Source organism: Anaerophaga thermohalophila DSM 12881, from assembly GCF_000191885.1.
Classification (GTDB): Bacteria; Bacteroidota; Bacteroidia; order Bacteroidales; family Marinilabiliaceae; genus Anaerophaga; species Anaerophaga thermohalophila.
In genome coordinates this window covers 25,452-38,152 of sequence record NZ_AEWI01000032.1, presented here as the reverse complement: position 1 = coordinate 38,152, position 12,701 = coordinate 25,452, and the positions used below count along the sequence as shown (strand labels likewise).

The window sequence follows — 12,701 nt, the reverse complement described above, 5'->3', positions numbered from 1 at the left end:
GTCACAAAAGGACATGTATAAAACTCAATCATGCGAGTTCCATCAGACCAATGACTTAGACTTAGACTTATTTTATACGGATGAAAACAACCAGTTGATCTAATGCAGATTTGAGCGATCAACGCTGTATTTTCTTTTTTTATTTAATACGGCATCAGATGTACGGATTAAGACGTAAATTGACAGTATTAATGGTTGGGTTGGTGGCCACGGTCATGTTACTGGCAGGACTTCCCGGCATCTACTTTGCAAGGCAGAAAGCGCGTAACGATGCCATTAAACAAATGCGACTGCAGACACATATCTTCACGCGCGATATTGAACAACAATTCTTTCACATCAAAGATGTTTCTCTGGCTCTTGAGGCCTCTTTACGAAGTTCTTTCGATGCCGGACAACATTTCACTGGTAAAGAAGCATTGAATCGTTACAAAGAAAAACTTTTGCCCCGGGTAAAAGAAATTCTTCACCTCATGCGGCCGATGAGCCTTTGGATTGTTTTTAACACGGAACATATTGATGGTAAACATACCATCAGTTTTTTCGATAAAAACAGAAACGGTATCTATACCAGGAGTCCGGAATACAGCATCATGGAAAAAGACCTTACTCATCCATCGATGCGCTGGTGGACAGAGGCAATAAAAAAAGGAGAAACATGGACCACCCCTTATTACTGGCCGGACTGGGACATGAATGTCATTTCCTATTCGAGAGCAGTTTATGTGGATTCCCTGTTGATTGCCTGCCTGGGTTCCGATTTCAATTTCGACCGTCTGAGTGCCTGTCTTGATACTTTGCCTGTGTTTAAGACCGGGCATATCCTGTTGTTCGACAATAACGACAATCTTGTTTATTCAAGAAACCGTGAAGGACGTTTCAGCAATATTTCAGATACGCGGGTAGAAAAAATCACAGAAGCAAAAGAAAATTTTATACTGATAAATGAAAACGACGGGAATGGCCGTTCTGCCATTGCCATTGATCATTTAGAGAATGGATGGAAAATTGCGCTGATTGTTTCACAAAAAGAAATCTTTGCAGATGTGTATCTACTGATACGCACTCTTTCGATTATGTTTCTCGGCGGTTTTGTCATTGCTTTTATTCTGGCTGTCTGGTTCAGCAAGCATATCACTTCTCCGGTTAAAAAACTCCTCAGGAATTTCCGAAAGGCCACCGACGGCGACCTGAGTGTCAGAAACGACATATCGAGCAACGACGAAATGCAGGAACTGGGAGACCATTTTAACCTTATGATGAATTCATTGGAAAGCTCATTCAAAGAACTTGAGATAGCAAAAAAAAGACTCACCATAGAAAAAGAGAGAGCCCAGGAATCAGACAGTCTGAAATCTTCTTTCCTCGAAAATCTCAGTCATGAAGTGCGAACGCCCTTAATGGCCTTAGTTGGTTTCTCGGAACTAATGGCCGATCCGGAAGCTGCACCCGACGAAAGAAAAGAATTCTTTGAACATATCGCTTACAACAGTAATAAGTTGGTAACCTTTATTGAAGACACCCTGTTGTTCTCCCAACTGGAAAAGGAACAAGTACCAATAAGAAACCAGCGCTTCAGGGCAAGTCATATATTAAGCGAACTGCAGGAAGAATTTGAAAAACGACGCGACGAAGAAAAACCCGACCTTTACTTCAGAGTCTTGTCAGACTGTTGCGACATGGAACTGAATACCGACCCGCATCTATTGAAGCGTTTGGTCAGGTATCTTCTCGACAATGCCTTTAAATTTACCGATTCGGGAGGAGTAACACTGATCTGTCGGAAGACTGACCATCATTTTGAGATCAGCGTTTCAGACAGTGGAATTGGCATCTCCGATGACAAAACCGACGTGGTATTCCAAAAGTTCCGCAAAGTAATCGAAACAAACGACAGGATTTATGACGGTGCCGGTATAGGATTGACCAATGCCAGGGGTATTGCACTTTTACTCGGCGGGACAATTGAACTCAGCTCAACGCGCGGAGAAGGAACAACCGTGACAGTATCATTTCCTCTCAACAACAAATAAGCCTTCTTCTTTCAGAAAACCCTGCTATCTTTACCTCAAAAAAATTTCAAAGCCTGAATTATGTCCTTTCTGAACCGACTTACAGCCCTGGAGCTTCGATTAACAGGGGTGTCATGGATACTTCGCCATACCTTCCAGAAGAAAAAGGTAACCATTCTGATGTTCCATAAACCCTTACCCGAAGATTTTGAAAAAGCAGTTGTGGCATTAAAAAAACGATACAATATTCTTCCATTTTCACAATTCATCGATCAAAATCTGAATGCCGGCTGGAAACTACCTCCCAGACCACTTGTTATAACGCTGGACGACGGATGGGCTTCAAACTATTCCCTATTGCCGGTTATTGAAAAACACAAGGTACCGGTTATCATTTTTCTGATGGCAGAAATTGCAGACACCAAACGGCAACCGTGGTTCAAATTTATGATCGACAAACACCAGAAACAGGAGCTCAGGAAAGTGTCCGATTCGATAAGAATAGCAACATTAAAACACCTGGGATTTGAAGAGACCAAAGAATACAGCGAAAGTTTAGCACTAAACCGGCAGGAAATACTGACGATGCAGGCATCCGGCCTGGTAGAATTCGGATCGCATACCCTTTTTCATCCCATCCTGCCACGATGTAATGATGCCAAAGCACGTCGCGAAATCGAAGTCTCAAAGCAAAAGGTGGAAGCACTCACTGGCAGGGCTTGCCGTTTCTTTTCATTTCCTAACGGGGAATACAGCGAGCGAGACATCCGCCTTTGTAAAAAGGCCGGTTATGAGGCTGCGGTAACCCTCGATGTGGGATTTAATGACCCGGGAAGTGATCCGTTCCGGTTAAAACGGATATCGGTACCCGACAAAAGCTCTGTTTCCGAGCTGCTGATAAAAGCTTCCGGCTTTTGGGCTTTCTTTAAAGTAATTGTCGGAAAACAGCCGAAAAATCGACGCCATAGCGGACTTTAGGCGAATGTCGTAAGTCAGTAGCCCATAGTCTACAATAATTTATGAGTCCGTTCTAAAAAGCATCTTTATTGCCAAGCTCGTTGTTGTTTTAAATTTTTGCATCCTCATTAACAACAAGTTAACTCCGGTACAAAAATTTAAAACGCCTTGATTTTGACAAAAATATGCTTTTTATACTGCACTCATTTATTTCAGGAATCTTACACTCTTACCTGGACAGAAGGCAGAAATTTGAAATGCAGAAGTAATAAATTGTATTGAAGCCAAATTCTTGCAAATAAGCGGTGCCGATGGGATCGATACTTTGCTAAACTCGTTTCAATCCCATCGGCACCGCCGCTTGCATACAAGAACTCAGGTTAAAGTTTTTTCAGTCCCTTTGTCTCCTTCTTATCTTTCACTTCGAAAAGACTAATGGCATATCCGCCACCGGGAGCACATTTTTGTGTTAGTCTGGATTTGCTTGTTACAACATATTTTCGGATATCATAAGCTTTTGGGTTCTTTTTGTAGTGGGCATCTTTTTTATCACTGTAAATAGTGGCCACATACCTTTTGCCGGGTTCCAGGAAATCGAACGAGATATTTGAAACCCGGGGTTCCTCGTCGTTCGTGCGACCAACAAACCAGTTGCCGGTACCTTTTTCCTTCCGGGCATAAGTGATGTAATCGCCCGGTTCAGCTTCCAGTACTTTTGTGTCGTCCCATTCAACAGGGACATCCTTGATAAACTGAAACGCATCAAGATATTTATTGTAAGTTTCCGGCAAATCGGCTGCCATTTGCAACGGACTGTACATGGTAACATATAAAGCCAACTGCCGGGCAATAGTGGTATTCACCCACGAATTATTATCGGGATTGTATTTACTGACATCGTTCTCAAAAATACCGGGAGTATAATCCATGGGGCCACCAATCAGACGGGTGAAAGGCAGAATGGTAGTATGGTCGGGATTACTACCGCCAAAGGCTTCATACTCAGTTCCGCGAGCCGACTCATTGCCAATCAGGTTGGGATAAGTCCGGCAAAGACCCGTAGGCCGAACAGCTTCATGGGCATTGACCATAATTTTATACTCCGCTGCTTTTTTAACAGCATACAAGTAGTGATTAACCAACCACTGACCGTAGTGATATTCACCGCGGGGAATAATATCGCCTACATATCCGCTCTTTACCGAATTATAATTATTATCCACCATAAACTGATAAGCCTTATCCATGTGACGCTCATAGTTTCGCACCGAACTGGATGTTTCGTGATGCATCATCAGTCTCACACCTTTGCTTTTAGCATAATCACGCAACTCATCCACATCAAAATCGGGATAAGGCGTCAGGAAGTCGAACACATAATCCTTGGATTTTCCGAACCAGTCTTCCCAGCCAATGTTCCAGCCTTCAACCAACACCTGATCGAAACCATGTTCTGCAGCAAAATCAATATACTCTTTTACATGCTCTGTATTGGCAGCATGACGCCCATTGGGCTCCACTTTAGTATAATCGGTCTCACCCAGTTTTACCGAGGGCAAATCGGCATAAGCCCACGAACTTTTACCGGTAATCATTTCCCACCAGACACCAACATATTTTACAGGTTTTATCCATGACACATCATCATAGGCACAAGGCTCGTTCAGATTCAGGGTAATATTGGACAACAGAATATCCTTAGCCTCTCTGCCGGCAATTACCGTACGCCAGGGGGTATGTGTTGGTGCCTGCATATAGGCCATATTTCCGATAGCGTCAGGAGTTAAATGTGCTTCAAATACCATATTTTCATCATCAAGCTCCAGATGCATGCAAGAATATTCTACCAAAGCAGCCTCATGGAGATTGATGTAAAGACCGTCGTCAGTTTTCATCATCAGGGCTGTCTGCACACCGGTTTCCGAAAAAGGCGTTTGAGAAGCGTTTGGTGTAATAGCACCCTCCATAAGGTCACGAATTTCAGAAAGACGCGACTTGGTATATTCATACTCCTGCGTGTCATAATCACCCGGAATCCAAAAAGCGATATGATCACCGGTCATGGCAAACTCGGTCTTCTCATCGGTAACAACAAAATAGGTCAGGTTATCCTGCACGGGAAATTCATAACGAAACCCAAGTCCGTCGTTGAACAATCTGAACCGTACAACCATTACCCGTTCCGTTTCTTCCTGCTCCAGCGTAACCCCGAGTTCGTTGTAGTGGTTACGAATCTCTTTGAATTCGCCCCACACGGGCTCCCAGGTTTCATCAAAAGAACGCTCATCGACTTTGATGAGTTTAAAACCACCGGTTAGCGGCTCCATCCCTTTAACTTCCAATCCCAGACGACTTTCTGCAATGACAGGCTGCCCGTCCAGATCAAGCTGATAAACAGGAACACCATCTTTCACTTCGACCTGAAGCCGAAAACTGCCGTCGGGCGAATGTAGCTCTGCTGCATGTGCCCACACGGCCAGAAAAGCAATGACCATGAAAACTACTGTTTTTCTCATAACGTAAAATATTTGGGACAATTCATAAAATGAATGCGGTATAAAACTGTTTTTCCATTTAATCCATATAGATCAATTGATTTCCACAACTACTCAAAGATACCGAAATTGACAGTATATGAAGTATATGTATGTAATGCAGGAAGACTTGCCTTTATTGTCAAATAATATACAAAATATTGTATTTCAGCAATTTACCAATAGAGATAATTTACTATTTTTCATGCAAAAAGATTCGAAAAAGAAAAACCGGCTTCTCTGCAAAGGTTTGCAAAAAAGTGTATTCCGGTAAAAAATCTGACCAGACTGACGAACCTGTTGGAAAAGTTAAAGAACAACATACTCGAAATCCGAGAAAATTTATGAAGAATGCAAATGAAACGAGCATGGCAAAGTTTGCCACATTAGATTATTAGATTTTTAGATTTAAGATGAAACGAGCATAACAAAGTTTGTCACAAAAGAACATGTATAAACCCTTGCATGCGAGTTCCATCCGACCTTAATAAACAAATTTCAAACGGATGAAAACATCACTTTTATAACCTAATATCCGGTAAATTACAATACCTTTAGCTCCTAACAAAATAATAGAAATGCGCTGAAAAACCGGGAAAATCATTTTTGTCAACAGGGTTAATGCATATATGAAAACACACAACTACAGTTATATCAACAGCTTAGACTGATTTTGTATAAACCGGGCATGGCAATGATTGCCTTAATAGATTTTTAGATTTTTAGATTTTTAGATATAAGTAATTTAGTCATTAGTTTTTAGTCATTAGCCGGTAGTGTGAATTATAAACACAACATACGTCTTTGCTTTTAAGCTTTTTTTCTAACCCCATGCAACAATACAGCTTGCCCGTATAAAGAAAGAATATTTACAGTGATGAAACGAGCATGACAAAGTTTGCCACAATAGATTATTAGATTATTAGATTTAAGATTTAAGATGAAACGAGCATGACGGGGTCACCTCAATAAAAACAAGTATAAATTCTTACATGCGAGTTCCATTCGACCTTAAAAATAAATTTTATACTGATGAAAAATTGTTATAAAATTGTTAGAACTGTTAGATTGTTAGATTGTTAGATTGTTGGGGTTGTTGGAATTGTTAGCTAATGTAATAAAACTTATACTATTCTAACAAGTAACAGATTAACAATATTAACAACTATAACAATTCTAACAGCCATAACAATTTATTAAATGTAAGATGAAACGAGCATGGCAATGATTACCACAATAAGAACATGTATAAGTTCTTGCATGCGAGTTCCATCCGACCAATAACTTAGATAAATTTTATACGGATGAAAATTGCTTTTATAGGAACATATCCACCAAGAGAATGTGGTATTGGAACGTTTACCAATAACCTGTTTACTTCTGTTATCATCAACGACACGAAAAAAGGGTATTCAAATGATGGTTTTGTTGTTGCAATGAACGACTTTACCAATAAATATGAATATCCCGAAGAGGTAAAACTGACAATCAGGCAGGAACATCAGGAAGATTATATACAGGCTGCTCAGTTCATCAATCATAGTGGCGCTGAAGTTTGTATTCTCGAACATGAATTTGGCATATTTGGGGGACAAAACGGAGTGTATATACTGCCTCTGTTGCACCGGCTCGAAATACCGCTGATTGTTACACTGCATACAATATTAAAGACACCATCCTATAATGAGAAGGCCGTATTGCATGAGATATGTAAAATGGCCAACAAAATTGTAGTGATGAGCCATAAGGCCATTGATTTTTTAGTAAATATTTATGACGTTCCGGAAGAAAAAATCGCGTTTATAGCTCATGGCGTTCCGGACCTGCATTTCAGTGCCGAAAAATCAAAAAAAGAATTTAAACTTGAACATAAAAAGGTTCTTACAACGTTTGGTTTTATTGGCCGCAACAAAGGTATTGAAACAGTAATCAAAGCTTTGCCAAAAGTGGTCGAAAAGCATCCCGATGTGGTTTATATGATTCTGGGGAAAACCCATCCCAATGTATTGAGGCATTCGGGTGAAGAATACCGCATCTACTTAATGCGTCTGGTAAAAACACTTCAATTGGATAAGAACGTGTACTTTTTAAATGAATATTTAGATGTAAAAGATTTGTTTAAATATTTGTCGGCCACTGATATATATATAACCCCCTATCTAAACGAAGCTCAAATCACCAGTGGTACCCTTTCATACGCCATTGGCGTAGGAGCGGCGGTGGTTTCGACACCTTACTGGCATGCTGCTGAATTGCTGGCCGACGGAAGAGGAAGATTCTTTAACTTCGGCGATTCAGATGAGTTGAGTTCAGTCTTGACAGAACTATTGGACAACCCTGCTGAACTCAAGAAACTTAAAACCAAAGCGGCGGAATACGGTAAAAAAATAACATGGCCCAAAATCGGCGAAAAATACATTGCCGTTGCTCAACAAGCCATTATGCAAGGCACTGAAAAACCAGAAAAAAAGGATACCATATTAGATTTACTTATCCTGCCACCCTTTTCTTTAGATCATATAAACAGGCTTACGGATGATACCGGAATCATCCAACATGCTAAGTTTGGCATCCCAAATTTAAAAGAAGGCTATTGTCTGGATGATAATGCCCGGGCCTTACTTATGGTGTTAATGGCATACCGGCAAATGAAGGACGCACGTTCCCTTGAATTATCTCCCGTATATTTGAGCTATATTCATTATATGCAAAATAAAGATGGTACTTTCAGAAATTTTTTGAGTTTCAGCAGAAATTACCTGGATGAAATTGGTTCTGAAGATTCATTCGGACGAACTATCTGGGCGCTGGGATATTTATTGGGCAATGCCCCAAACGATGCTTATTACCAAACCGGCCGCCTGCTGTTTTTTAACGCGGCACCCAATTTTGAAAAATTAAACTCAATAAGAAGCATTGCCAACAGCATGATTGGGATATGTTATTATCTTAAAACCAATCCGGCTGATGATTCCATGACAGAAAGGCTCAGGAATATGGCCCATAAGCTGATCAACCAATTCGAAGAAAACCAATCTGATGACTGGCAATGGTTCGAGTCACTGCTGGCCTATGATAACGGCATATTGCCATTAGCACTGCTACACTCGGTAGAAATCCTGAACGAAGAAAAAGTACTGGAAGTAGCTCTCAAATCTATGCAGTTTCTTACCGAGCATACGCTTAAGGAAAACTACCTGTCCATCATAGGGAACGAAAAATGGTACAAAAAGGATGGTGAGCGTTCCGTATTTGCCCAGCAACCTATTGATGCCATGGCCATGGTTTTAATGTATCACCAGGCTTTTCATGTTACCAAAGACAAAGAATACCTGAACAAACTATACACATCATTTTTGTGGTTTCTGGGTGAAAACGATCTTCGATTGAGTTTGTACGATTTTGAAACCAAGGGTTGCTGTGACGGATTTGAAAGTTACGGGGTAAACCGCAATCAGGGAGCTGAAAGTTCACTGGCTTATTTAATCTCACATTTAACGGTTTTGCAGGCGTATGAAGAATTTCACGAGATCAATTAATGAGCCCGGTCGAAAAAGCATTGTGTTTACTTCAATCACACATTTAAAATTTCGAAATATCGACGACTGATAAAAGGCATTTTTGTTCATCTTCAGTAACTACACCTTCAATATATACCTGGCAGAGAGACTTATCGTCATGACCAAGCATAACTTTGCATGATTCCTTACTATTGCTGATATATACTTTTTTGAAAAAGTCGTTAAATACCGGTTTTGAATCGTCAGAAACAAAAAGTTTGAAATTACTGTTAATCAGACTAAATCGCCGTTCGCCGAGCATTTTAGCCCCTGTAAAATTCAAATCACAGATGACTCCATCGGGATCAAGAGAAAAATAACCCATTGGCGATAAATCAAACAACATGGTGTATTTTTTCTGGGCTGTTTCTGCTACTTCGTATGCCTGCCGCAACTCTTCATTTTGCATTTCCAACTCAATCTGGTGTACCTGCAACTCATGCAGAAGCTTATTTGCATCGGCTTCCATCGATAAGGCATACTCTGTATTTTTTTTCTCATTCAGTAGCTTTTCAGCTTTCTCGCGCAGCCTTTTTTTATCTGTAAAATCGGTTTCATCGTTCATCATAACTCTATTTTTTTGTGATTGTAAAAATTGCTGAGGATAATTCAAGGCGATCAAACAATACATTGACAGACCATGCTGTGTCAAGTTCTTCTGCATCAGCTGCAATAACCTTCATTTTAAGATCGTTATTCCCCGATTTTGTCAAAAGACCGGTCATTTTTTGTTCTGTTTTTCTTCGAAGTGCTTCAGGTATAAATGAATCCATAAAATTATGCCCGGTCACATCTTCGCGCTTTTTGCCGAAAAAATTTTCCGCTGCCGAATTAAATTCCAAAACTTCCCAGTTGGCGGAAATTTTCAGGATGACTTTAGGAGAAGAGTCAATAAGCAGCCGGTTCTCCTGAATCATTTTAAGTAATTTTTCTTCCACCAGTTTCATTTCAGAAATATCAATAAAGGTGATAACCAGTCCGTCAATCCGGTCGTCCAAAGTTCGATAGGGCATAATACGGATGGAAAACCACCTTCCGTCATTGGTTGGAATTTGCTTTTCAATAAAAATAAGTGTTCTCAGGACTTCGCGTGCATCCTCAGGAAGGTCGGGGTAATGGAGTTGTGAAACCAGGTCGGTGAATGGTCGCCCTATATCGCTTTTAATGAGCTTAAATATTTTTGTTGCCTGGTCGGTGTAACGACGAATATTCAAATCCTTGTCGAGGAACAACGTTGCAATATCGGTGCTGTTCAGCAGGTTTTTCATATCGTTGTTAACCCGTGAGTAATCATTCACCTTTGCAGTCAATTCAGCATTTACTGTCTGAAGTTCTTCATTCAGGCTTTGCATTTCCTCCTTAGAGGTAGTAAGTTCTTCGTTGGTCGATTGTAACTCTTCATTGGTCGATTGCAGTTCCTCATTGGTCGATTTCAACTCCTCCTGCGAAGTCTGCATCTCCTCCATGATGTTTTGCATCTCTTCACGGGTACGCTGCAACTCTTCCTCAAGTTCGGCTTCCCTGGTGCTGGCTGCCGTTTTTCCTTTTTTCTTCGGCTGGTTGACCCCAGTTGGTTGCGGAACCTCTGAAAAAATGATCATCAGCTTGCCATACAAGGGTTCCGGCTTATGAATCCACTGAATGGTTACATTTAAAGTTAATGAGCCTCCGTTTGTGCCTATCTTAACATGGTGCAATTCTACTGTTTCTTTATTCATAATCGCTTTGCGAAATGCAATGGCAAAGTCGTTTTGAAAACCCGTCCGTAACATGGCAAAAATATTCAGGTTCGCTTTGCCCACCGCCGGCTCCAGGTATTTCCCGGTTCGTCCGCTGATATAGAGGATATTACCATTTTCGTTTACCAAGACTCCGGCTGGCGCAAATTGGCTTAGCAGCAGTTGATCAGCAAGAGTTTGAATGTTCATAACGGGTTTGTCAGGTTCAGATTTTTCAACATTACCAATTTTAGGCCGGGTAAATGAAGAAGGGAAATCCAATAGTGAAGGATTAAGGCTGACATCAGAACGTTGGAAAATTTTCAGTCTGCTATCAAGAGGGGTGAAAAGATGGCTTTGCGTACCCAGTGTTTCTGAAGTTCCAAGCAGCAGGATTCCTTCCTGGTTAAGGCTGTAGTAAAACAACCCCAGCAATTTTTTCTGCAATTCGGGAACCATATATATTAACAAATTCCGGCACGAAATAAGATCAATATTGGTAAATGGCGGGTGCATAATTATATTATGCTGAGCAAACACAACCATTTCCCTTATCTCTGCCTTGATGCGGTATCCCTCTTCTGTTTTGGTAAAGAAACGGCTCAGCCTTTCGGGCGACACATCGGAAGCAATATTATTTGCAAAAAATCCCTTACGGGCAGTATTAATAGCATCGATATCGATATCGGAAGCAAAAATTTGTAATGAAATTCCAGCATTCGGATTAATTTTTTCCAGAGCTTCCTTAAATACAATTGCCAGAGAATAGGCTTCCTCACCAGTAGAGCAGCCAGGTACCCATGCCCTTAATTGTGAATTGGGTTTCATTTTACTAATAAGGGAAGGAATTGCTTTTTCTTTCAAGTTTTCCCAGACCTCGGAATCGCGAAAAAAATTGGTGACACCAATCATTAATTCTTTGAACAGGATATTCACTTCATCGGGATTCTCCTGCAAAAAGTGGACATACGAATATATTCCATCAATTCTATAAATGCCCATCCTTCTTTCGATGCGTCGATAGACCGTATTCTTTTTATACAACGAAAAGTCATTCCCGGTATGTGTTCGCAGAAGAATAATGATTTTTTCAAATGCACTTTTGTCTTCAACTTTATTGTTAAGATTGGATTGAACAACAGGTAAATGTTTAAGGAAATTAATAAGTTCAGAAGGCAATTGTTCCGGAGGAGCCACTATATCAATCAGACCAGAGTCGATGGCATTTCGTGGCATACTGTCAAACCGGGCGGTTTCAGGTGCCTGAACCAGTGCAATTCCGCCTTTTTCTTTGATTGCCCGAATTCCGCTACTGCCATCGGAGCCCATCCCGGAGAGAATAATTCCAACAGCATACTCTTTCAGATCATCTGCCAGCGAGCGCAGAAAAAAGTCGACAGGAAGACGAAGTCCGCGGGCTTCAACAGGCTCAAACAGATGGAGCACGCCTTTGAAAATGGATATGCTTTTGTTTGGCGGAATGACATAGACACAATCAGGTTTCACTTCCATAAGGTCTTTGACCTGAAAAACCTGCATGCTGGAAATCCTTTGCAGCAATTCGGGAAGCATCCCTTTTTGTGTAGGATCCAGGTGTTGAATAACAACATAGGCCATCCCGCTTTTGTCGGGTACATTTTTCAAAAATAACTCCAACGCTTCAAGCCCCCCTGCCGAAGCGCCAATTCCAACGATTGGAAACTTGCCGGTTTTTGAATCAGGAGTCTTCTCTTTTGATTTAATAGCTTGTTTTGTCTTTTTAGCGCTCAATTATTTGTTTTTTTATGACAATAGTCCGTTGAATTCAGAAGTATCCTATACCGGAATCCAAATATTCTGCAAGATGCAAAATATTTGTTATCAGACCATTGAAATCTATTATAATTTTCTTTTATCAGGTTAATTATTATCAGGCATTAG

6 protein-coding genes are annotated in these 12,701 nt (G+C 40.7%); 3 read left to right on the top strand and 3 right to left on the bottom strand.

Translation table 11 applies throughout. The annotated features are described in order from the left end of the window. Positions 1-158 precede the first annotated feature (158 nt). Positions 159-2,033, top strand: a complete 1,875-nt coding sequence (locus ATH1_RS0110430) for an ATP-binding protein (RefSeq protein WP_029164080.1) — start codon at positions 159-161, stop codon at positions 2,031-2,033. A gap of 60 nt (positions 2,034-2,093) precedes the next feature. Next, positions 2,094-2,990 carry a polysaccharide deacetylase family protein gene (locus ATH1_RS0110425; RefSeq protein WP_010421202.1) on the top strand — a complete coding sequence of 299 codons (897 nt, stop codon included), beginning with the start codon at positions 2,094-2,096 and terminating at the stop codon, positions 2,988-2,990. 359 nt (positions 2,991-3,349) lie between these two features. On the opposite strand, the gene ATH1_RS0110420 is transcribed toward ATH1_RS0110425, so the two are convergent. Continuing rightward, a complete protein-coding gene (locus ATH1_RS0110420) occupies positions 3,350-5,485 on the bottom strand; it encodes a glycoside hydrolase family 97 protein (protein ID WP_029164079.1) in 2,136 nt (711 codons plus the stop codon). A 1,322-nt stretch (positions 5,486-6,807) separates the two neighbouring features. Here ATH1_RS0110420 and ATH1_RS0110400 point away from each other — a divergent pair. Beyond that, positions 6,808-9,042, top strand: coding sequence for a glycosyltransferase family 4 protein (locus ATH1_RS0110400; protein WP_010421191.1), 2,235 nt, complete (start codon positions 6,808-6,810; stop codon positions 9,040-9,042). A 43-nt stretch (positions 9,043-9,085) separates the two neighbouring features. Here the strand turns inward: ATH1_RS0110400 and ATH1_RS0110395 are convergent, their stop codons facing one another. Both ATH1_RS0110395 and ATH1_RS0110390 read right to left on the bottom strand, forming a co-directional pair. After that, entirely contained in the window at positions 9,086-9,631 is a 546-nt protein-coding gene (locus ATH1_RS0110395; protein ID WP_029164078.1) for a hypothetical protein, read from the bottom strand. Positions 9,632-9,635: 4 nt separating this feature from the next. Further along, complete coding sequence (locus tag ATH1_RS0110390; protein WP_010421188.1) at positions 9,636-12,551, bottom strand: chemotaxis protein CheB; 2,916 nt, start codon at positions 12,549-12,551, stop codon at positions 9,636-9,638. Between the last annotated feature and the right edge of the window lie 150 nt (positions 12,552-12,701).